22 protein-coding genes are annotated in these 22,912 nt (G+C 46.0%); 12 read left to right on the top strand and 10 right to left on the bottom strand.

The window, feature by feature from the left end; genetic code table 11:
* The first annotated feature begins 82 nt into the window (after positions 1 to 82).
* From AC060N_RS04870 to AC060N_RS04860, 3 genes are read left to right on the top strand one after another with little or no spacing between them, the layout of a single operon-like run.
* Positions 83 to 1,438 carry a peptidylprolyl isomerase gene (locus AC060N_RS04870; RefSeq protein WP_479526112.1) on the top strand — a complete coding sequence of 452 codons (1,356 nt, stop codon included), beginning with the start codon at positions 83 to 85 and terminating at the stop codon, positions 1,436 to 1,438.
* An 11-nt stretch (positions 1,439 to 1,449) separates the two neighbouring features.
* The gene (locus AC060N_RS04865; RefSeq protein WP_479526111.1) at positions 1,450 to 2,415 is read left to right on the top strand and encodes an AAA family ATPase; all 966 of its coding nucleotides are present in this window, start codon (positions 1,450 to 1,452) and stop codon (positions 2,413 to 2,415) included.
* Between the two features lie 31 nt (positions 2,416 to 2,446).
* Positions 2,447 to 4,120, top strand: coding sequence for an OstA-like protein (locus AC060N_RS04860; protein ID WP_479526110.1), 1,674 nt, complete (start codon positions 2,447 to 2,449; stop codon positions 4,118 to 4,120).
* Positions 4,121 to 4,132: 12 nt separating this feature from the next.
* On the opposite strand, the gene AC060N_RS04855 is transcribed toward AC060N_RS04860, so the two are convergent.
* The 4 genes from AC060N_RS04855 to AC060N_RS04840 all read right to left on the bottom strand — a co-directional run bounded on the left by AC060N_RS04855 (position 4,133) and on the right by AC060N_RS04840 (position 6,528).
* On the bottom strand, positions 4,133 to 4,354 hold the full coding sequence (locus AC060N_RS04855) for a DUF2795 domain-containing protein (protein ID WP_073170646.1): 222 nt from the start codon (positions 4,352 to 4,354) through the stop codon (positions 4,133 to 4,135).
* Positions 4,355 to 4,441: 87 nt separating this feature from the next.
* Positions 4,442 to 4,987, bottom strand: a complete 546-nt coding sequence (locus AC060N_RS04850) for a cob(I)yrinic acid a,c-diamide adenosyltransferase (protein ID WP_463230403.1) — start codon at positions 4,985 to 4,987, stop codon at positions 4,442 to 4,444.
* A gap of 17 nt (positions 4,988 to 5,004) precedes the next feature.
* A complete protein-coding gene (locus tag AC060N_RS04845; protein ID WP_153638029.1) occupies positions 5,005 to 5,703 on the bottom strand; it encodes an ABC transporter ATP-binding protein in 699 nt (232 codons plus the stop codon).
* 63 nt (positions 5,704 to 5,766) lie between these two features.
* On the bottom strand, positions 5,767 to 6,528 hold the full coding sequence (locus AC060N_RS04840; RefSeq protein ID WP_479526109.1) for a hypothetical protein: 762 nt from the start codon (positions 6,526 to 6,528) through the stop codon (positions 5,767 to 5,769).
* Positions 6,529 to 6,628: 100 nt separating this feature from the next.
* Here AC060N_RS04840 and recG point away from each other — a divergent pair, with 100 nt between their 5' ends.
* From recG to rsxA, 9 genes are all read left to right on the top strand, one after another.
* Positions 6,629 to 8,737, top strand: a complete 2,109-nt coding sequence (gene recG, locus AC060N_RS04835; RefSeq protein ID WP_479526108.1) for an ATP-dependent DNA helicase RecG — start codon at positions 6,629 to 6,631, stop codon at positions 8,735 to 8,737.
* 46 nt (positions 8,738 to 8,783) lie between these two features.
* Positions 8,784 to 10,634, top strand: a complete 1,851-nt coding sequence (locus tag AC060N_RS04830) for a sensor histidine kinase (RefSeq protein WP_479526107.1) — start codon at positions 8,784 to 8,786, stop codon at positions 10,632 to 10,634.
* Positions 10,635 to 10,844: 210 nt separating this feature from the next.
* Positions 10,845 to 11,267, top strand: a complete 423-nt coding sequence (locus AC060N_RS04825; RefSeq protein ID WP_479526106.1) for a SoxR reducing system RseC family protein — start codon at positions 10,845 to 10,847, stop codon at positions 11,265 to 11,267.
* Positions 11,268 to 11,279: 12 nt separating this feature from the next.
* Positions 11,280 to 12,167, top strand: coding sequence for a Fe-S cluster domain-containing protein (locus tag AC060N_RS04820; protein ID WP_153638024.1), 888 nt, complete (start codon positions 11,280 to 11,282; stop codon positions 12,165 to 12,167).
* A gap of 56 nt (positions 12,168 to 12,223) precedes the next feature.
* Positions 12,224 to 13,543: an electron transport complex subunit RsxC gene (rsxC, locus tag AC060N_RS04815; protein WP_479526105.1), complete on the top strand. Its 1,320-nt coding sequence runs from the start codon at positions 12,224 to 12,226 to the stop codon at positions 13,541 to 13,543.
* Positions 13,544 to 13,581: 38 nt separating this feature from the next.
* Positions 13,582 to 14,562 (top strand): RnfABCDGE type electron transport complex subunit D, encoded by a 981-nt coding sequence (locus AC060N_RS04810; protein WP_479526104.1) that lies wholly within the window; start codon positions 13,582 to 13,584, stop codon positions 14,560 to 14,562.
* Positions 14,559 to 15,203 (top strand): RnfABCDGE type electron transport complex subunit G, encoded by a 645-nt coding sequence (locus AC060N_RS04805; protein WP_479526103.1) that lies wholly within the window; start codon positions 14,559 to 14,561, stop codon positions 15,201 to 15,203. The genes AC060N_RS04810 and AC060N_RS04805 overlap by 4 nt, the downstream gene beginning before the upstream one ends.
* Positions 15,200 to 15,784, top strand: coding sequence for an electron transport complex subunit RsxE (rsxE, locus tag AC060N_RS04800; RefSeq protein ID WP_463234670.1), 585 nt, complete (start codon positions 15,200 to 15,202; stop codon positions 15,782 to 15,784). Before AC060N_RS04805 ends, rsxE begins: the two co-directional genes overlap by 4 nt.
* Before the next feature lie 6 nt (positions 15,785 to 15,790).
* Complete coding sequence (gene rsxA / locus AC060N_RS04795; protein WP_479526102.1) at positions 15,791 to 16,363, top strand: electron transport complex subunit RsxA; 573 nt, start codon at positions 15,791 to 15,793, stop codon at positions 16,361 to 16,363.
* A 99-nt stretch (positions 16,364 to 16,462) separates the two neighbouring features.
* Here rsxA and AC060N_RS04790 read toward each other — a convergent pair whose 3' ends face one another.
* From AC060N_RS04790 to AC060N_RS04765, 6 genes are all read right to left on the bottom strand, one after another.
* On the bottom strand, positions 16,463 to 16,888 hold the full coding sequence (locus AC060N_RS04790) for a type II toxin-antitoxin system VapC family toxin (RefSeq protein WP_479526101.1): 426 nt from the start codon (positions 16,886 to 16,888) through the stop codon (positions 16,463 to 16,465).
* Between the two features lie 3 nt (positions 16,889 to 16,891).
* Positions 16,892 to 17,140 carry a DUF6364 family protein gene (locus AC060N_RS04785; protein ID WP_479526100.1) on the bottom strand — a complete coding sequence of 83 codons (249 nt, stop codon included), beginning with the start codon at positions 17,138 to 17,140 and terminating at the stop codon, positions 16,892 to 16,894.
* Between the two features lie 155 nt (positions 17,141 to 17,295).
* Entirely contained in the window at positions 17,296 to 19,389 is a 2,094-nt protein-coding gene (dpp5, locus tag AC060N_RS04780) for a dipeptidyl-peptidase Dpp5 (protein ID WP_479526099.1), read from the bottom strand.
* Between the two features lie 135 nt (positions 19,390 to 19,524).
* Positions 19,525 to 20,226: a NigD1/NigD2 family lipoprotein gene (locus AC060N_RS04775; protein WP_479526098.1), complete on the bottom strand. Its 702-nt coding sequence runs from the start codon at positions 20,224 to 20,226 to the stop codon at positions 19,525 to 19,527.
* 159 nt (positions 20,227 to 20,385) lie between these two features.
* A complete protein-coding gene (gene thrC, locus AC060N_RS04770; RefSeq protein ID WP_479526097.1) occupies positions 20,386 to 21,687 on the bottom strand; it encodes a threonine synthase in 1,302 nt (433 codons plus the stop codon).
* 3 nt (positions 21,688 to 21,690) lie between these two features.
* Entirely contained in the window at positions 21,691 to 22,902 is a 1,212-nt protein-coding gene (locus AC060N_RS04765) for a cofactor-independent phosphoglycerate mutase (RefSeq protein WP_479526096.1), read from the bottom strand.
* Between the last annotated feature and the right edge of the window lie 10 nt (positions 22,903 to 22,912).

The following is a 22,912-nucleotide window of genomic DNA, read 5'->3' as shown; positions in this document are numbered from 1 at the left end:
ATAACGTTTCCCAATCACGCGAATTTTATGTGGCAAATAAAAAAGATTAGAAATAAACACAAGAAATGATAATCATTACGATATGCTGAAACATACATTGAAAATTTTACTGCCAGTTCTGTTTTTATTCGCAGGTTCGGCTCAAACCTTTGCTCAGGACAAAGTTATCGACCAGATAGTTGCTGTTGTTGGAGGAAACATCATTCTGAAATCGGATATCGAAACACAGTATCTGCAGATGCAGGCGCAGGGTGCCACCTCGACCGGAGACATGAAGTGTGAGATTCTGGAGAACCTGCTCGAACAAAAATTGCTGTTGGCAGAAGCACAACTCGATACAACCATTACGGTAACGGATAACCAGATCAACCAGGAGATGGACCGCCGTATGCAGTACTTCATCGAGCATATTGGTTCGGAAAAAGCCGTGGAAGAGTATTTCCATAAGCCCATCATTCAAATCAAGGCTGATATGGAAGACGCCATCCGGGAACAATTGATGACGCAACAGATGCACTCGAAAATCACTGAGAATGTATCTGTAACGCCTTCCGAAGTTCGTCGTTTCTATAAAAACATGAAACCGGATGAAATTCCAATGGTGAAAGAACAGCTTCAGTATGCTGAAATTACCGTTCTCCCCAAAATCAGTGAAAAGGAAGACCTCCGGGTAAAAACTCAGCTTCGTGACCTGAAAAAAAGGGTGGAAAACGGAGAAAACTTTGCCACACTGGCTGTACTTTATTCCGAAGGACCTTCGGCACGTAACGGTGGTGAATTGGGCTACCTAGGACGTGGCCAGCTCGACCCGGCGTTTGCAGCCGTTGCTTTCAACCTGAAACCGGGTAAAGTATCGAAAGTTGTGAAGAGTGAAATGGGTTACCACATCATCCAGCTCATCGATCGGAAAGGTGAAAAAGTGAACGTTCGCCACATCATTATTAAACCGAAGGTGAGCCCGAAAGAACTGGATCATGCCAAAGAGCATATCGACAGCATCGCCGACTACATTCGCCGTGATAGCATTTCGTGGGAGCGCGCTGCTTACCTCTACTCGTTCGATAAAGATACCCGAAACAATAGTGGGCTCGTAATTAACCCGAATACCGGTTCATCCAAATTCGAAGTAAGTCAGTTAGATCCGGCTGTTAGTAAGGTGATCACGAAAATGAAAATCGGCGAGATTTCCGATCCCTTCCTCATGCAGGATCCCAAACGTCAGCGGCAGGTTTACACCATCGTTAAGCTGCTGGACAAAAGCAAACCGCACAAAGCAAACCTGGCCGAAGATTACCAGATGCTGAGTGATATGTGTCTGCAAAAGAAAAAGGAACAGGTATATCAGAACTGGATTGCCGACCGGGTAGCCAAAACGTACGTTCGTATCGACGACTCGTATGTCAATTGCAACTTCAAGTTCAAGAACTGGGTTAAATAATCACCTGGAACATGATGTTTAAGAATGATACAGAAGCCGTCGATGCTTTACGTGTAAAGCACCATGAGCTTCTTAGCGAAATACAAAAAGTTATCTATGGTCAGGACGAGATTATCAGAGAAGTCCTGATTTCCATTTTCAGTAAAGGGCATTGTCTGCTGATTGGTGTTCCCGGACTGGCGAAAACGCTTTTGGTAAACACCATTGCCCGGGTGCTTGGATTGCACTACAAACGCATCCAGTTTACACCCGACTTAATGCCATCCGATATTATCGGTACTGAAATCCTGGATAAAGACCGGGCATTCAAATTCGTAAAAGGCCCACTTTTCGCGAACATCATTCTTGCCGACGAAATTAACCGGACACCACCGAAAACGCAGGCAGCTCTGTTGGAAGCCATGCAGGAAAAATCGGTGACATCAGCCGGAACCAGCTACAAGTTGGAAGAACCTTTCTTCGTGCTGGCCACACAGAATCCGATTGAGCAGGAAGGAACCTATCCCCTTCCCGAAGCACAGCTCGACCGGTTTATGTTCTCCATCTGGCTCGATTATCCGGCTCACGAAGATGAAATGACTATCGTGAAGAACACCACTTCCGATTTTAAGAATGAAGCAAAAAACGTTATTTCGGCTGAAGAGATTCTTCATTTTCAGGAATTGATTAAACGTGTGCCCATCAACGACAACGTGCTACGATATGCTGTAACGCTGGCGGCTAAAACCCGTCCGGGAACCGAGCATGCGCCGGCAATTACCAACGAATACCTGAAGTGGGGTGCCGGACCTAGAGCATCACAATATCTTGTAACGGGAGCTAAAACCCACGCTGCGCTGCACGGCAAATATTCACCCGATATCGAGGACGTAAAAGCGGTCGCGACGGCCATTCTACGCCACCGGATTATCAAAAACTACAAGGCGGAAGCCGAAGGAATTGGTGTGGATGACATCATCGCACAACTCATGAAATAACCACATCTGCCACTAATTTGAAAAACCACGAATGAAGCTACCGGCAACATATAAAAATGCCTTCCTCTTTTTGTTAACAGTTATTGCCCTGTTTTCACTGCAATCCTACACGCCTCAGTCACAGCCGCAGAAGAAAAAGAGACGAATAGAACTGGATCATGCCGATAGCTTGATGTACAATGAAAACATCGTCGCCGATGCACAGCGGTTAATCGGACATGTGCGACTGCATCACCAGGGAATTGTCATGATGTGTGACAGTGCCTATTCATACAATAGCAAAAACATGGTAGATGCCTTTGGAAATGTTCACATCATCCAGGGCGACACACTCAACTTATACGGACAATACATCAATTACAACGGCGACACCAAAATGGCTAAAGTCCGCCGGGATGTGAAACTCGTCAACAAAACCATCACCCTGACCACCGACTCGCTCGATTTCAACATGAATACGAATATCGGGTATTATAATCACGGTGGAAAAATCGTCGATACAGCCAACGTTCTAACCAGCTGGGTTGGTCGCTATTATGCCGACCGCGATCTGTTTTTCTTCAAAGACTCGGTGAAGGTGACCAACAAGGATTTTGTGATGAATGCTGACACGCTGGAGTACCAAAGCGAAAAAGAACGTGTCATCATTGTCGGCCCCACAACCATAGAAGGAACCAAAGAAAAAGGAAAGCTCTTCTCCAGAAGTGGTTGGTACGATACACAGACGAATATTTCGGAGTTGTACAAAGATTCGCGTCTCGAACGAAACGACCAGATTTTGGAAGGTGATACGTTATACTACAACAAAACGACCGGCGACGGAAGGGCTTTTCACAAGGTGAAGCTTACCGACCTGAAGAACCACACCGTCATCACTGGCAAGCATGCCATTTACAACGAAATCAGCGACAAAGCGATGGTGACCGATTCGGCGTTATTCATGCAGTATTCCAAAAAGGATACGCTGTTCATGCATGCCGACACGCTGCGTTCGGTTCCCGATACATCATTAACTAAAAAAGACGACAAGAAGATATTCCTGGCTTACTTTGGTGTCCGTTTTTACCGTGCCGACCTGCAGGGCAAATGTGATTCACTAGCCTACAGGATGAAGGATTCAACCATCGAAATGTATCACGATCCGGTATTGTGGTCTCAAAATAACCAAATGACAGCTGACGTGGTAAAAATGACCACGCATGAGAAATCGCCGGATATCGTGAACATGGAGAACAATGCCTTCATCATTTCCGAAGAAGATTCGGCCAAATTCAACCAAATCAGCGGGAAGGATATGATAGGCTATATCCGAAATAACAACCTGTACAAAGTGGAAGTCAACGGGAATGGTCGCTCAATTTATTTCGCCAAGGATAAAGACAAATACATCGGTCTGAACCGTGTTGAAAGCAGCAATATCAATATTTATCTGACCGACGGGCACATTAACAATATCACCTTCATCACCCGTCCCGATGCTAAAATGCTTCCGTTAGACGATGTGAATACTAGTGAAACGATGCTGCAGGGATTCAACTGGCGACCGGAAGAGAGACCCAAAAACAGGTACGACATTTTCCCTAAAAAAGAGCAGGCCAAAGTGAAGAAAACACCTGAGAAGAAAGCATTGGAGCCAAAAGAAAAAGCGCAGAAACAAAACAAGATTGAATCTGCGCCCAAATCTCTTTTAAGGACACGTGACTAAATAAAAACCTATTTAATATTCATCTTCATTGAAGAAGAAATCATCCTTGCTTGGATAATCAGGCCATATATCTTCTATGGATTCATATACTTCGCCCTCATCCTCAATTTCCTGTAAATTCTCGATGACCTCTAAAGGTGCTCCTGATCGGATAGCATAGTCGATCAACTCATCCTTGCTCGCAGGCCAGGGAGCATCCTCTAATTTTGAAGCTAGTTCCAATGTCCAGTACATAATATTATTTAATTATATTATATTTTGCTTTTTCTGCGATTATAAGCATTTTTTTTTAAAACTTAATGCCTAATTTTCAATCTTTTTTTAGGCTTTCCAGGCAATTTCATCCGCCCCTGTATCATACGATACCTTCCGGGATAAGACAAACAGGTAATCTGACAAACGGTTCAAATATTTAATTATTTCGTGCGGTATGTCGACATTTTGCGACAATTTATAAACATTTCGTTCAGCTCTGCGGCAAACGGTGCGTGCCAGGTGACAGTACGAAACCGGGTTATTTCCTCCCGGAAGAATAAAATGAGTCAACGCCGGAAGCTCAGCCAGAATCTTATCCATCTCTTTTTCCAACTGTTTAACATCATCGTCGCAACACGGAAGATGCTCCTTGTTATCGACGCGATCGGTATCGGTGGCTAACCGGGCCCCTATTACGAATAATTTATTCTGAATCTGAATAAGTTCTTCTTTATCGGATTGCATGATATCCTGCGAACGAATCAAACCAATCCATGAGTTCAGTTCATCCACCGTTCCATATGCTTCGAGCCGTAAATCAGACTTGGGAACACGCGAGCCACCTATCAGTCCGGTAGTTCCGTCATCTCCGGTGCGGGTATATACACTCATTTGAAAAAGATTTAGCGTTAATAAATCGGGTTACTGTTACGGTAATCGGCTTCAACCTCACCATCCTTTAGTTTGATAATGCGATGCGCGTGCCGGGCAATATCCTCTTCGTGGGTAACCAGAATAATGGTATTCCCCAGTTTATGAATTTCGGCAAAGAGTTTCATTATCTCCTCCGAAATCTTCGAATCGAGGTTACCGGTCGGCTCATCCGCCAGCAAAATGGATGGATGATTCACCAAAGCGCGGGCTACAGCTACGCGTTGTCGCTGACCACCCGACAACTCATTCGGCTTGTGCTCCACGCGATCTTCCAGCCCCACCTGAATCAACTGCTCCATCGCCTGTTTTTCTCGTTTTTTCCGGCCAATACCGGCATAAACCAAAGGCAACATTACATTTTCGAGGGCAGAATAGCGGGGCAACAAATTGAAGGTTTGAAATACAAAACCAATCTCATCGTTGCGTATCTCCGCCAACCGATCGTCATCCAACGCCCCCACATCGATGTCACTCAAATGGTAAGAACCGGAAGTGGGTGTATCCAGACAGCCGATAATATTCATCAAAGTGGATTTTCCCGAGCCGGACGCTCCCATGATGGTCACATAATCGCCCTTGTCAATCGACAGTGATACTGAACGTAAAGCATGAACCACCTGTGTTCCGACATAGTAGTTCTTAACGATGTTATTGAGTTGAATGACTTTTTCCATTTAACAGAATATTTCAACTTTATACAAAGTTAACGGAATTGCAACGGTACATCCAATGCCTTGTTAATATCTTATCACAAAATTTTCCTTTTGCAAATCCGGAAGGCAAATGGCCAAACCTAAGATAAAAAAATCGAGGGAGACACGCACAAATTGGTTCGTTGTCAGTTCACTCCAAATCTCCTCCATTTCCTGAGACTCATGAATGCCGTTAACCACGATTGCCTTGGGCTTTTCGCCCGGATTTCTGACAATATTCTGAATAACTTCGTGACACCGAACGGATTCTTCCGGATAACTCAAAACAACGAAAGCGTCTTTCATATCCAAAGCATAAAAATCAGGCAAACCGTCGTGTATCTTCACATTTTCAACGCCGGCGGTATCGAGCAGATACTTTGTCACGGGCAGTAATTCCTTTTTCCCATCATAATGATTCACTGAAATCCGACTATCTGCTTTCGCCAGATACAAAGACGTCATTCCGGTAACCGGACCAATGCAAACGATATGCTTTGGCTGAAATTCGTTGATCAGCCGAAACAACATCTTTCCGTACTTCGGCAACAGGTCAAACCTTCTGACCAGCAACTTCAGCTTTTCCGGGACATCCTCATACGTCGACGTACTTCCGGGAACTTTCACATTCGACCGCATCAACGATGCCCATACGCCTTCAATCGTCTCATAGGCGTAATAATTTCCATCGTTTTCAATCACGTTTGTCAGCAATCCGAAAAGATATGGAGAGTGAATTCCGTGTCCGCGACGGTGACGAGCATTGAGCCAATATGAAATTTGTCGTTTTAAGCGAAATAAGGACATAAACGGTTATTGAAAGGGTGCATTTCTTTCTCGCAAAAGTCAGGTTTTTCCTTCATTCCCGCGCAGGAATCCAAGTATAATTTATTGTTATATTTGCTTCATGCCTGAATTTCTTGACCAAGATATCAAATTCCTGCCGGGAGTAGGTCCCAGGCGTGCCAGTTTGCTGAACAGTGAACTGAAGATTTTTACTTTTCGGGATTTGCTTTATTACTTTCCTTTCAAATATGTCGACCGGACCCGTTTTTACAACATCCGGGAAATCGATACCAAACTGCCATACATACAGGTAAAGGGCCGGATTACCGGCACCGAAGTCGTCGGGGAAGGGCGCAGTCAGAGGCTCGTTGCCTATTTTACCGATGGCACCGGAGTGTTGGAACTGGTCTGGTTCAAAGGCATCAAATACGTTCGTTCGTCACTAAGCACGACCAAACAGTATGTCGTTTTTGGCAAACCGACTGAATTCAACGGCCAGTACAACATTGTTCATCCCGAACTGGAGGAAGTCGATAACCAACAAAGCAAGCATGCTCAAGGCTATATTCAGGCATTTTACAACACGACGGACAAACTGAAGAAGAGTTTTCTGAACTCGAAAGTAATTTTGAAGCTTCAGCAGAATCTTTTTCCGCTGGCCAAAGGAAAATTACGGGAAACCCTCCCAGCCTGGCTGGTGGAAAAGTACAACCTGATGTCATTGCCTGAAGCCATCGGAAATATTCATTTTCCGCAAAATCCCAATACATTACGCAAAGCGGAATACCGTCTAAAATTCGAAGAGCTATTTTACATTCAGCTGAAAATACTCCATCTGAAAGCCGACAGGCAACAAAAATTCAGAGGTCATCCGTTTACCACCATCGGCGATTACTTCAACGAATTTTTCCATAATCACCTCCCTTTCGAACTGACCAGAGCGCAAAAAAGGGTCATCAAGGAGATTCGGAAAGATGTGGGTTCCGGCAAACAGATGAACCGGCTGTTACAGGGAGATGTGGGAAGTGGTAAAACCATGGTGGGATTGATGACGATGCTGATGGCGCTCGATAATGGTTTTCAGTCGAGCATGATGGCTCCAACTGAGATTCTGGCCAACCAACACTACGCCTCCATCAAGAAATTTCTGGGCAACATGTCGGTAAATGTTCGGTTGCTCACTGGTTCCACCAAAAAATCGGAACGAAAAGAGATTCATGAGCAACTCGAAAACGGCGAACTTCACATTCTGATTGGCACGCATGCACTGCTCGAAGAAAAAGTGAAGTTCAAAAACCTAGGGATGGTCATTATCGACGAACAACACCGGTTTGGTGTAGCCCAACGTGCCCGCTTGTGGCGGAAGAATTATGTTCCGCCTCACGTGTTGGTTATGACTGCAACACCGATTCCGCGGACGCTCGCCATGACCGTTTACGGCGATTTGGACGTTTCCGTCATTGACGAATTGCCTCCCGGAAGGAAACCCATCAAAACCATGCACTTCTTCGAGAACAACCGCAAGAAGGTGTATGATTTTATGCGGAAGGAAATTGAAATTGGTCGCCAGATTTACATGGTATACCCGCTCATTTCCGAGTCGGAAAAGATGGACTTCAAAAACCTGGAAGAAGGATATAAACACATCAAAACAGCTTTTCCCGAGCCCAAATACCATGTTAGCATGGTACACGGCAAAATGCGCCCGGCAGACAAAGATGCCGAAATGATGCGTTTCAAAAATGGAGAAACAAACATCATGGTGGCTACTACCGTTATCGAAGTAGGCGTAGACGTTCCTAATGCATCCGTGATGGTGATTGAAAGTACAGAACGCTTTGGACTGTCGCAGCTTCACCAGTTACGAGGTCGCGTGGGACGCGGTGCGGAACAATCTTTTTGTATCCTAATGTCGAAATATAAGCTGGGAGCTGAAAGCCGGAAGCGTATCGAAACGATGGTGGCTACCAACGATGGTTTCGAAATTGCCGAAGTCGATATGAAGCTGCGCGGACCGGGGGATATCGAAGGAACGCAACAGTCGGGGATGGCGTTCGATATGAAGATTGCGAATATCGCCAAAGATGGTCAGATACTGCAGTATGCACGCGACATTGCGACTGATATTTTGGATGATGATCCCACGTTGGCCAAACCGGAAAATAACCTGATGCGCAAACAATTGATAGCATTACGAAAAAACCACTTAAATTGGAGCTCGATAAGTTGATAAGATTCCATAACTTGAAGTTTACCTGATTCGCTTTTTTCAACCGATGAATAAAACGCTAAAAAATAACAACCAACGAAGTATATTTTACCGGTATTTTTTCACCTACGCCTTACTTTTCGGCGGTTTTGCCGCGCTATTCTTCCTACCCTACTTACGCATTCGCATTGACGAATTCATCGGTAATATTCAGCTACAGGAAAAAAATAAGATTGCCGTTCAATACCGCAGTTTACTTGACGACATTGCCTTCGTGGTAACCGATATCATGTTTCTCTCGCACGAAGAGCACATGAACGAGTATGTCAACCAACCGAATCTGCAGGACCGAAAAGCGCTTGCACATGAGTTCAGTAACCTGATGATGCAAAAATCGTTTTACGATCAGATTCGGTTCATCGATAAAAATGGCATGGAACGTCTCAGGGTGAAAATGGATAAAGACGGGAAGCCATACCTGATGCCGAAGGATGCTTTGCAAAGCAAGGTCAATCAGGAGTTTTTTCTCCACACTATTCGTCTGAAGCCTTACGAAGTCTACCTCTCTCCACTTGATGTCAACGCGGAAAACGGCAAAATTGAACTTCCGCTGAAACCCATCATCCGGATTGCGACGCCCATTCCTGACAAAGACGGCACAGTGAAAGGTATTCTTGTTCTCAATCTGAATGCAGGCTATGCATTACGTAAATATATTGAAGGCGACGGAAGCCGGCAGGGAAATTCTCTTTTGGTTAATCGTTCGGGCTATTACCTGCTTCACCCCGACCCAACCAGAACCTGGTCGTTTATTAATGACGGAAATTCGCGCAAGACTTTCCGGGAGGATTTTCCAGAGGCTCACAAGAAAATATGGGCCGATAAAAACGGTCAATTCCGAAACGACGAAGGTCTTTTCACTTTCCAGACTTTACATCCGCTAACGCGAATCAAAGAAGTTTACCGGGCGTTGAACCTTCCGCTCGACAGCCTCCCGATATTTGGAGAATCACAGGATTATCTTTTTAAAGTCATTTCGCATGTGCCTGAATCAAGAATAAAAGAAGGAGAAAGAAGAATTTACGGACGATTGGGAGCGCTCTTTTTAGCAGTGTTCGTTCTATTGCTTTTCCTGGCACGATCAGTTGCTAAAACCCTGACTCACCGCAGACTTTATGAGATAAAACTGAAACTTTCGGAAGAGGAATTGCGCAAAGCCAATGCGACCAAAGATAAATTTATCAGCCTGTTGGCACACGACTTGAAGAATCCACTTTCGTCCATCATGGGTTTTGCCGAAGTTTTGCAAAGCAAAGATGAAGCTTTCTCGGAAGAACAACGCCGGAGTTTCGCCAAAGTCATTCGTCATTCGTCGCGCAGCATGGTCGATTTGATTGACGATGTACTCGACTGGTGGCATGCACAGAGCGGAACTCTCGCCGTTCAGGCTGAGGAGTTCGACGTAAAAGAACTGGTTGAAGCCGTCCTGATTCTGCCAGCCGGTCAGGCCGAAAAGAAAGATATAACACTGGTAACCAACCTTGAAGATGACATGTATGCCTATGCCGACCCGAAAATGATCGCTACAGTCATCCGGAACCTGGTATCCAATGCTATTAAATTTTCGCATCGCGGAGGAGAAGTCATCATCAGCGCCAAAAAGACTCACCACCATGTATTAATTAGTATTCAAGACTTTGGGATAGGAATATCAGAATCCAACCAGAAGAAATTATTCCAGGTGGGGCATAAATTTTATACTAAAGGAACCGAAAATGAATCGGGAACCGGGATTGGATTGATCCTGTGTAAAGAATTCCTGGAAAAAAACAATAGCGCCATCGAAGTAGAGAGCGCCGAAAACAAAGGAACCATCTTCCGTTTCCGCCTTCCGTCATCAGAGAATAGCAATACTTAGCAAGCTTGCTTTTTTCAAAATTTTCCTAAAACCTGAATATCAACATAATTCATTCTCTCCTTATTTCGAATTATCTATATATCGAATTGTATATATTTTATTTAAAACAATGCTAAATTACCAATAGGTGTTTAAAGATATATACTCAATAATCTGATAGATAAAAAAGCTCGTTACATTTGCGGGAAAATTTTCTACCGTTTAGGAAAAATGGAAAACAAGGGAAATATCTTCCATCGGGGAGTTGTAAAGTTTGTGGATGACCATCGGATAGTAGTTGGAATCGTTTCCCAGTCAGCATGTGTGTCATGTTCGGTAAATGGTTCGTGCAACATGTCCGATGTCAAAGAAAAGGAAGTGGAGATTGAGAGCTGGAAAGGCACCTATACAAGGGGAGAATTTGTCGAAGTTATTGCCAGCGAATCACAGGGGTTCCGGGCACTTTTTGTAGCATATATCCTGCCCCTTATTATACTTTTGATCACACTCATCGTTTTGCTTCAGACTACCGGCAATGAATCGCTGGCAGCAGCAGCTTCTTTGGGTGTTTTGGTGCCTTATTACGGTATTTTATATCTTCTGCAAGAAAAAATCAAACAAAAACTGAATTTTAGTATTCGAAAACTGAACTAAACCTCAGATAAAATGAGCATTACACTGATTTATACTGTCGTTGTTCTCAGCGCCATCGGGATCATTGCTGCGATCATCCTGTATTACGTATCACAAAAATTCATGGTTCACGAAGATCCGCGTATCGACCAGATCGAGGAAGCGCTTCCAAGCGCCAATTGTGGTGGTTGTGGATATGCCGGTTGTCGTGCTTTCGCCGAAGCCTGTGTGGAAGAAAACGAGTTGAGCAGCTTGTTTTGCCCGGTTGGTGGAAACGAATGCATGAACGAAGTTGCCAATATTCTCGGCTTGGAAGCAGTACAGAAAGCTCCCAAGGTAGCTGTACTTCGTTGTAACGGAACATGCGACCATCGTCCGAAAACCAATCAATTCGACGGAGCCAAATCCTGTTCAGCCGCTTCTTCACTTTACAGTGGCGAAACCGCATGTGCTTTTGGCTGCCTGGGTTACGGTGATTGTGTGGATGTCTGCGATTTCGATGCCTTGCACATGAATCCTGAAACCGGTTTGCCGGAAGTAGACGACGAAAAATGTACCGCATGTGGTGCCTGCGTCGATGCCTGTCCGAAAGACTTGTTCGAGCTTCGCAAGAAGATGCCGAAAGACCGCAAGATTTACGTGGCCTGCCGCAATGAGGATAAAGGCGCTGCCGCAAAAAAAGCCTGCGACGTTGCCTGTATCGGTTGTAGCAAATGTTTCAAAGAGTGTCCGTTCGATGCCATTACCATGGAAAACAACCTGGCCTTCATCGATTCGGATAAGTGTAAGCTTTGCCGCAAGTGTGTGACCGTTTGTCCTACCGGCTCCATCATCGAAGAGAATTTCCCGCCAAGGAAAATCAAACCCGAGAAGGTAGCCGAGCCGACATCAGCTGGTCCCGATTCAACAGATAAAGCCTAAAAACTAAACGAATAATTAACGATAAACTGGAGGTCAACGTGTTAAAGACATTCAAAATGGGAGGTGTTCACCCGGCCGAGAATAAATTGTCTGCCGGCAAAGCCATCGAAAAGCTTCCCCTCCCGAAAACCGTCAGTATTCCCGTTGCTCAACATATCGGTGCTCCCGCCACCGTAGTGGTTAAACGCGGCGACGAAGTCAAAGTCGGTACGGTAATCGCGCAAAGTTCGGGATTTGTATCCACCAATATCCATTCATCCGTTTCCGGGAAAGTGAAGAAGATTGATGACGTGATGGATTCGTCCGGATACAAGAAAAAAGCAGTCATCATCGATGTTGCAGGTGATGAATGGGAACAAGGTATCGATACTTCCGATAACCTGATTAAAGAAACTCATCTGGACGCCAAGGAAATCAACGCGAAAGTTCTGGCAGCCGGAATCGTCGGTTTAGGTGGAGCCACCTTCCCAACACACGTGAAACTGAGCCCGCCTCCGGGAATGACTGCCGAGGTACTGCTTATCAATGGTGTGGAGTGTGAACCTTACCTCACTTCCGACCATCGCCTGATGCTGGAAAAAGGCGCTGAAATTATTGTCGGCACCAAGCTCCTGATGAAATCGCTGGGCGTGAATAAAGCGGTAATTGGTATCGAAAACAATAAACCCGACGCGATTACCCGCATGCAGGAGCTCACTGCCAACGAATCGGGAATCTCGGTTCAACCGTTGAAAGTGAAGTATCCACAGGGTGGTGAAAAACAGTTGATCAAGGCCGTTACCGGCAAGGAGGTTCCGTCAGGGGCACTGCCGATTGCCGTTGGTGCGGTGGTGAACAACGTCGGTACAGCTTTCGCCGTTTACGAAGCGGTGATGAAAAATAAACCGCTGGTCGAGCGAGTGGTTACCGTAACCGGAAAATCGGTCAAAGAACCGTCGAACCTGATGGTGCGCATCGGAACACCGGTTACCGACCTGGTAGAAGCAGCCGGTGGTATGCCCGAAGATACAGGCAAAGTGATTAGCGGTGGCCCGATGATGGGACGCGCCGTTACTACCCTGGAAGTTCCGGTAACAAAAGGAACCTCGGGTATTCTCCTCATCCGTGACGAAGAAGCGAAGCGGAACGAGGTAGAACCTTGTATCCGGTGCGGGAAGTGTGTGAATGTTTGCCCCATGGGACTCGAGCCTTACCTGTTGATGACCATGTCTGAGAAGAAATTGTGGGAACGCAGTGAAGACCGTCATGTGATGGATTGCATCGAGTGCGGCTCCTGTTCGTTCACTTGTCCGTCTAACCGCCCGTTGCTGGATTACATCCGACTGGGAAAAGGAACAGTGGGTAAACTCATCCGGGCACGGAAATCACAGAACTAATCGAATATTAATCAGACAAAACAAACGTTAAAATACCGATGAATAAACTGCTAACCGTATCACCTTCCCCGCACGTACAGGGTGACGAGTCCATACGGAAAATCATGTACGGAGTGGTACTGGCCATGTTACCGGCCTTCGCCATGTCGGTAATGTTTTTCGGCTGGAACAGCGTAAAGGTGACACTCATTGCCGTAGCGGCGAGTGTATTCTTCGAATATGTAATTCAAAAGTATATCATGAAGGTCAAGCCCACGGTCGATGATGGTTCCGCCATCGTAACCGGGATTCTGCTGGCCTTTAACGTACCGGTCGGATTGCCGGTGTGGCTCATTGTCATGGGAGCATTGGTCGCCATTGGCGTTGGAAAAATGTCGTTTGGCGGACTGGGACAAAACCCGTTCAACCCGGCATTGGTGGGACGTGTTTTCCTGCTTATCTCCTTCCCTGTTCAAATGACCACATGGACAGCCAACAAAGTTGTCGCTGACGGCTTTTCCGGTGCAACACCGCTCGGGCTGCTAAAAGAAGGATTGAAGAATGGCGAAACCATTCCCCAAATCACATCTCAGCTTCCAAGCCATTTCGACCTCTTCTGGGGAAACATGAGTGGTTCGCTGGGTGAAATTTCCGCTGTAGCATTGCTCTTGGGTGGTGTTTACATGCTCTGGAAGAAAATCATCAGCTGGCACACACCGGTTGCCGTTTTGGGAACTATCTTTATTTTCGAAGGAATTTTATGGTTAGCCAATCCGGATCGTTTCATGGACCCGATGTTCCACCTGTTCACCGGTGGTGCCATGCTTGGAGCCATCTTCATGGCAACTGACATGGTCAGCTCACCAATGACACATCTGGGACAATTGATTTTCGGAGCCGGTATCGGGATCATCACCGTACTCATCCGAAACTTCGGGGCATATCCGGAAGGTATTTCGTTCGCGATTTTGATCATGAACGCATTCACTCCGCTGATCAATGCCTATGTCAAACCTACTAGATTCGGGAGGGTTGCATGATGGCCAAAAGAGATTCGAGTTTCATCAATATGCTGGTAACGCTGTTCGCTGTTACCTTCATCGCCTCGGCATCGCTTGGTTTGGTAAACGAACTGACCCGCGATGCCATCAAAAAAGCCAACATAAAGGCACAGGAAAAAGCCATTGCCTCGGTACTTCCGAAATTCGACAAGCTTGGCAAAAGTCTGATGGTACTTCCGAAAGACGGGCCCGATAGTCTGGAATTATTCCCGGCATACGATGCACAGGGAAAAGAAGTTGGAACCGCCGTTAAATCGTATACCAACAAAGGTTTCTCAGGCCACTTCACCATCATGGTCGGTTTCAAGCCTGACGGCACTATTTCCGGTTACGAAGTATTGCAACACCAGGAAACACCGGGACTGGGTTCCAAGATGGGCGAATGGTTCCGGAACAAGGATAAACCGAAACAAGATATCATCGGGAAAAATCCCGGTAAGGTAAATTTCCATGTGTCGAAAGACGGTGGAGATATCGACGCGATTACAGCGGCTACCATTTCATCGCGCGCATTCCTGGATGCTGTACGCCGGGCGTACAACACCTGGAAAAATGAATCGGATGGAATGAGCGGCTCAACAACCAAAAACGAAGCTCAAACGGAAGGAGGTAACTCATGAATCAGATGAAAAACTTCACCAAAGGATTCCTGAAAGAGAATCCGGTATTTGTACTCCTGCTGGGAATGTGTCCCACGCTGGGTGTCACCTCATCTGCTATCAACGGGATGGGCATGGGATTAGCCACCACCTTTGTGCTGGTGATGGCCAACTTCGTGGTATCATTAGTGAAAAGTGGTATTCCGGACAAAGTTCGTATTCCGAGCTTCATCGTCATCATCGCGACTTTCGTAACCATCGTTCAACTGACCATGCAGGCTTACCTGCCTTCACTGTACGAAAGCCTGGGATTGTTCATTCCGCTTATCGTAGTGAACTGCATCGTACTGGGACGTGCCGAAGCGTTTGCTTCCAAAAACACCGTATGGTCGTCCATCGTCGATGGATTGGGCATGGGACTTGGTTTTACCTTCGCGCTGACTTTGCTGGGCGCTGTTCGTGAATTCCTAGGAAGCGGTAAAATTTTCGGATTGACGATTTATCCGGAGCATTACGGTAGCCTGCTTTTCGTACTGGCTCCCGGAGCATTCATCGCGCTGGGTTACCTGATTGCCCTCATCAATAAAATCAAAAAAGCCTGATAAGTTATGCAATACATTATCATTATCATATCGGCCATTTTTGTCAACAACATCGTACTGGCACAGTTTCTTGGAGTCTGTCCTTTCCTCGGTGTTTCGAAAAAGACATCAACCGCCATCGGTATGGCCGGAGCCGTTGCCTTCGTGATGACACTGGCAACTATCGTGACCTATTTGATTCAGTACAATATTCTTAATCCGTTGCACGTAGAATACCTGCAAACCATTTCGTTTATCCTGGTGATTGCTGCACTGGTTCAGCTGGTCGAAATCATCCTGAAAAAGGTAAGTCCGGCACTTTACCAGGCACTGGGAGTTTTCCTTCCTTTGATTACCACTAACTGTGCGATTCTGGGTGTGGCCATTCTGACGATTCAGAAAGACTTTAACCTGATGGAAGGCGTGGTTTATGCCATCTCTACCGCTATCGGCTTTGGACTGGCACTGGTGATTTTCGCGGGATTGCGAGAGCATCTCGACCTGATGAATGTACCGAAAGGTTTGAAAGGAACGCCTATCGCACTGATTACAGCTGGTATTCTGGCGATGGCCTTCATGGGATTCTCCGGAATCGTTTAAGACGAAAATTCATACGAATTCGATAAAAGAAAGCTGCCTCGATAAATTTCGGGGCAGCTTTCTTTTATATTGGTTGTCTAATTACCCTGACTAAAAACGTCACTCATCGGGATTAAATGACTTCAGAAAACTATCTGGTGTAAGCACTCCAATATTGCTCTTAACGAAATCTTTTACGTTACGTGTGATTATGACATCGACCTCGCCAGACCTCAATGCAGAATAATGCTGCAGCGCATCTTCAAAGTCCTTAAATTTTGAATTCAGAGAAGCTATCACAACTTCTTTATCCATTTGAAGAATATCAACTATAGATACCAATTGACTCAATTTCTCAATTACTTTTTCATGCCTGGCAGTCCTTCTTAAAAGATAGTAAAGATTGCTGCAAATAACCGGCGTAATGAATCCTCTAATATTCTTTGACTCACATAATGATAATATAATTGTTGCATCATCTGAGAATGGCTTTCGATCAAAGAAGAAATCCAGGATAACATCTGTATCAATCAATACATTCTTCATTGTTTACAGATATTTTTTAGAAAGACCATCTGTCAATTCCTTCTTCTCATCAAAATCTTCCGGTGCTTTAAATGATCCTCTTAATGATTTGACCAATGGAGATATCTCACCATGTTCTCGATTCTTTTCTTCTGTGATAATCTTCAAATAATTCTCGATAATTCCGGACAAACTCCGCCCATTTTCCCTGGCATATTTTTTAGCCCTCTCAATTATTTTCTCTTCAATCGTTAATGTGAGTTTCGCATTCATAACACGCCACCTTTCATTTTAAATCACACGTATGAAGTTACAAAAACACATCAAGCCGTGCAAATCAAAAAAAATTAGTACGTGTCATTGGATTCGATACACAAAAAAGGCCACCTCAACCGAGGCAGCCTTTCATATCTTATCAGGAAAAATCCTTATTTCAGGTATTTATCGAGCCAGTTGAAGAAGACCCGCTGCCACAGAATACCATCCTGTGCCTGCAATACCCAGTGACTTTCATTCGGGAAGTACAGGAACTCAGCAGGCAATCCGCGCAGACGAGCTGCATTGAATGCCGCTTCACCTTGTGTATAAGGAATCCGGTAATCATGCCCACCGTGAATCACCAGAATCGGGGCATCCCAGTTCTGAACATACTTATGCGGGGAGAACTTGGCGTATGACTTCATCGCTACCGGGTTTTTGAAATCCCAGTAGGAACCGCCCAAATCCCAGTTCACAAACCACATCTCTTCGGTAGTGGTGTACATCGCTTCCATGTTGAAGATACCGTCGTGCGAGATAAAGGCTTTGAAATAGCCGTTATTGTGTCCAGCCAGGTAGTAAACCGAATAACCACCGAAACTTGCACCTACAGCACCCAGACGGTTATTATCCACGTAAGGTTCTTTAGCGACATCTTTGATAGCCGACATGTAATCGTCCATGGCCAGTCCACCGTAGTCGCCGGAAATTTCTTCATTCCACTTGGTACCGAAACCAGGCAGTCCGCGACGGTTCGGAGCAACGATGATGTAATCGTTGGCAGCCATCATCTGGAAGTTCCAGCGGTACGACCAGAACTGACTAACCGTACTCTGCGGTCCACCTTCGCAATAGAGCAACGCCGGATATTTCTTGTTCGGATCGAAATGCGGCGGATAAATTACCCACACCAGTTCTTTCTTGTTATCAACCGTTTTTACCCAACGTTTTTCCACCTTACCGAAAGTGAGCTGGTCGAGGTATTTTTTGTTGATATCGGTAATCTGCATCGCTTTTCCATCGGCCGGGTTCACACTGTACAGGTCCGCCGGATGCGACATGGAAACGCGCTGGCCAACCAGTTTATCGCCGGCGAGCATCACACTCTGATAGTTGTGTACTCCGTCTGTAATCCGGTGAATGCTGTCAGCTGCTACGTCCAGCGAATACATTTCGTCGGTAGCGTGAATATCGGAAATGAAATAAATCGTCTTACTGTCGGCAGACCACAGCAAGCCGTGGACATTCTGATCGAAATTTTTCGAATAGTCCATCTTATCGCCGGTTGCCAGATCTGCAATAAAGAGGCGATTTTTATCCGATTCGTAACCATCATGCTCCATGCTTTCCCACGCCAGCTTTTTGCCGTCGGGCGAGAAAACAGGATTGATGTCGTAGCCCATCATACCTTTGGTATAGTTGATGGTTTCGCCATTGGCAATATCATAGATATAGATATCGGAATTGGTCGAAAGCGCATAAGCGCGGCCAACTTTCTTCTTGCAGGTGTAAGCAATCTTCTTCCCGTCGGGCGAGAAATTAATCTGCTCGATGCCACCAAATGGTTTCATCGGGGTGTCAAAGCGCTCACCTTTCATGATATCGGTTCCGGCTACGACGTTATTCTCATTGTAGTCAGTCACGAAAACATGCTGGTAGGTATAATCATGCCATTGGTCCCAGTGTACATACATCAGGTCCGTTTCCAGTCGGGCATTTGCTTTCGGAAGGTCAGGGAAGAGATCGTGCACACTCTTGTCGAGCTTCACTGCTTTGATGTAAAGAATCCGGTCCTGGGTAGGTGCATACTTGAATCCGATGATGCCGCCATCGATGTGCGAAACCTGATGCTTGGCAGAACCGTCAGGGTTCATTTCCCACAACTGCGTGCTACCCGATTTGGAAGAGAGGTAACCAATCTTCTTGCCGTCAGGGCGCCATTGCGGATTATATTCCTTCTCCGGCGTATCGGTCAACTGCACCGGTGTACCTCCATCGGTGGAAACCGAATACAAATCGCGGTACGATTTATTTTCCGGGATATTGAAATAGGTTACAGCATACACAACCGATTTTCCATCGGGTGAAACTTCCGCTTCGCTCATACGGCCAAAAGACCAGAGCACTTCGGGAGTCATAATGTCGGAGGTCAGCTTGGGAACCTCAGGCACAAAATTCTTTTTCTCCACTTTCGGCGTTTTGGTGGTACAGGCCATCAGGCCGACCATTAATAGCGGAAGTGAGAAAAGAGCCAGTTTTTTCATTGTACAACAATTTTCTGATTTGACACAAATTTAACCGGAATTATTATTTGGTCAAGAACGGGCAAAACAAAACCCGCTATGTTACACAGCGGGTTTTTGCTTTTTCTGTTTATGAACAACAATTAATCAACTCGGTCAGCTGCCGTAATGGTACGTCATAACGGGCTCCTGAACGGTCTGACCGTCGTAGTTGGTATAACGGACAATGAAATTAATTGAATCGTTGCCGGCTGCTTTTAGCGTTCCCAGCTTGAAACTGACGATTCCTGAAGTACGGTACGCCTGCTCGTCACCACGGGCATTATGCTTCAAATCGAGCATATACGGCTGGTCTACCCCGTTTCCAGTTTCATCGTTCACCAGGTTAATATAGTGCGTTGAACCCGCCGTGTAGAAGGAAATCTCCAGATTGAGAATACTATCCTGTGACATCCAGATGTCTTTCACATTGACCGGATCGTAGCCCATACTATCAGCGGAAACCTTGGAAGCATTCGAAATGTTTTTGTAGAGAATTTCTCTTATATCGTTTACTTTTCCGTAATAGGTAAGCGAACCATCGCTATTGCTTTTGTCATCCAACGGATTGAAATTCACCCACACCCGCTGATTATTGTAAACATTGAAATAGGGAACCGATGTAGCCATCGGAACAAAGGAATCGCCGTTGTCCAGCTGAATCACGTATGAATTATCACTCGGATTCTCTTTCTGAACAACGCCCAGGCTGACGATGAAGTCGCCTACAGAGTATTTTCCGTCGTCATCCAAATCACAGGATGTAACAAACACAGCCAGAAACGATGCGCCTAGCAGCAGTGTTAAAACCTTTCTCATATTCATACTTTTCTCTCTTTATTTAGCTCAAATTGTATAAACATGATACAAAAATCGTGTCAAAGGTTGCGTTGCAAAGCTTACTATCCGATGTTTTTTAACAAAAAAGGTCATTGCCTCAAAACAACGACCTTTTGATATTTCGGATATAGGAAATTTCTATTCCGCGTGTTCCAGCAAAAAGGCTTTGAATGTTTCGAACGAAGCGCCTAACGAATCAATCACACGTTCGTTGCGCAGAAAGTTCTCCAGGCGTTCGGGCATCGGGACATTTCCTTGTCCGATGACACCTTCCACTGTTTCTGTAAATTTAGCCGGGTGAGCTGTTTCCAGGAAGATGCCGGCCTCATCGGGTTGCAAATTATCTTCCAGCGCCTGATAACCGGTGGTTCCGTGCGGGTCGAGCAAATAACCGGTCTCCTGATAAATGCGCCCTAACGTTTTGCGAATTTCTTCGTCGGTATACCGGGTTCCTGAGATATCGGCCCGAATAGCATCCACATCGTGGTTATATAAATCGAGAATGCGGGCAAAGTTACTTGGATCGCCCACATCCATGGCGTTAGCAATCGTAGCCACTGACGGACGTGGTTTGAATTCCCCGGTTTTCAGGTATTCGAACACCACATCGTTGCGGTTGTTGGCTGCAATAAAACGGTGGACCGGAAGTCCCATGCGTTTGGCAAATAGTCCGGCCGTTAGGTTACCAAAGTTACCGCTGGGCACCGAGAAGACTACTTTCTTATCCTTTTCGGGAAGACGGGCCCACGCATTAAAATAATAGAACGCCTGCGGCAGAAAGCGGGCTACGTTGATGGAGTTAGCCGAAGTAAGCGTCAGTTGCTTCTTCAGCTCATCATCCATGAAAGCCGATTTCACCAATCGCTGGCAATCATCGAATGTACCATCAATCTCCAGCGCGGTAATGTTATGTCCCAGCGTAGTAAACTGCTTCTCCTGAATTTCGCTCACTTTCCCTTTCGGGTACAGCACGTAAACATGAATTCCGGGTACGTTGAAAAATCCATTGGCTACAGCGCTGCCGGTATCACCGGAAGTCGCAACCAGCACGTTCACTCGTCCGTTTTGCTTTGCCAGGAAATAGCCCAGCAAACGTGCCATAAACCGCGCCCCAACATCTTTAAAAGCCAACGTTGGACCATGGAAAAGTTCGAGCGAATAAATGGAATCGCGCACATGCACCAGCGGTGCATCGAACGAGAGCGTATCGAAAACAATCTCCTGCAAATCGGCTTCCGGAATATCTTCACCAAAGAAACGTTTCGCCACTTCGAAAGCAATTTCACGGAAAGTGAACGATTCCATTTCTTTGAAAAACCATTCCGGCAACGGAACAATGTGCTCGGGCATGTACAATCCCCGATCGGGTGCGAGACCTTCGGTTACGGCCGTACGCAAATCTACTTTCGGTGCCTTTTTCTCTGTACTGTAATATTCCATGAGCTATTCGATTCCAAGAAATTTCTTCATAAACTGGTTGCCTTTCACCGTGCCATAACTGCCTTTGGCCGCAGCTTGCTCCGAATACTCGGTCACCTCATCGGGTGTTTCCCCCGGGCGGTAAATCACGAATGGAATGGCGTCGCGGGTGTGTGTCCTGATTTTCCATGGAGTCGGATGATCGGGCAGCAATGCCATCGCCACCGGCTCGTCCATCTTCTCTGCCTCTTCCAACAGGAAACGAACCACGCGATTATCGAGGTATTCGATGGTTTTCACTTTCAAATCATAGTCACCTTCGTGTCCAGCCTCATCACTCGCTTCGATATGAAGATAGACAAAATCGTGATCACGCAAAGCATCGATGGTAGCCTGTGCCTTGCCTTCGTAATTTGTATCATACAAACCGGTAGCACCTTCCACTTTGATGACATCCATTCCGGCATATACGCCAATTCCCTGAATGAGATCAACAGCCGAAATCACAGCTCCTGGCCCAAGACCGTACAATTCCTGCAGGGTTTGCATTTTCGGTTTGTAACCGGGCGACCAGGGCCATACCGATGTTGCCGGATCTTTCCCGGCTTCCCTCCTTTTCCGGTTCACCGGATGGTCGGCTAATATTTTTTGAGAATCCAGAATTAACTGACGAATCAGCTCTGCGGTTTCTTTTCCTTCCGGCGATAACGCTTCGGGCAGTAAGCCAGCAAAAGGCTTTTCCGGCACATCGTGCGGAGGCACACATTTCACCATTTTGTTTCCGCCTTTAATGACGAGCAAATGACGGTAAGAAACGCCCGGATAAAAACGAACCCTATTGGTTCCCAGTTTTTCGTTCAGGTAATCAATCAACTCAGCCCCTTCTTCGGTTCCAATGTGTCCGGCTGAGTGATTTTTCAGAATATCACCTTCCACGCACACCAGGTTGCAGCGCATGGCCAAATCATCCGGCTGAAGTTCGACTCCCATGCTGGCAGCTTCCAATACGCCACGACCTTCAAAAACGGCTTCCACATCATAGCCGAGCACTGCCATGTTTGCCACCTCGCTTCCCGGATGCAACGACTCGGGGATGGTTTTGAATAATCCGCTTTTCCCCATTTCCGCCAGCTTATCCAAATGCGGAGTCTTTGCGGCCATCAGCGGAGTGAGATTATTTTTGGAAGGATCCGGCAAATCAGCCATCCCGTCTCCAAGGATTACGATATATTTCATTCTCTTTCTA

Source organism: Prolixibacter sp. DSM 2831, assembly GCF_056493735.1.
The sequence above is the reverse complement of the archived record's forward strand: the minus strand, read 5'-3'. Positions and strand labels throughout refer to the sequence as shown.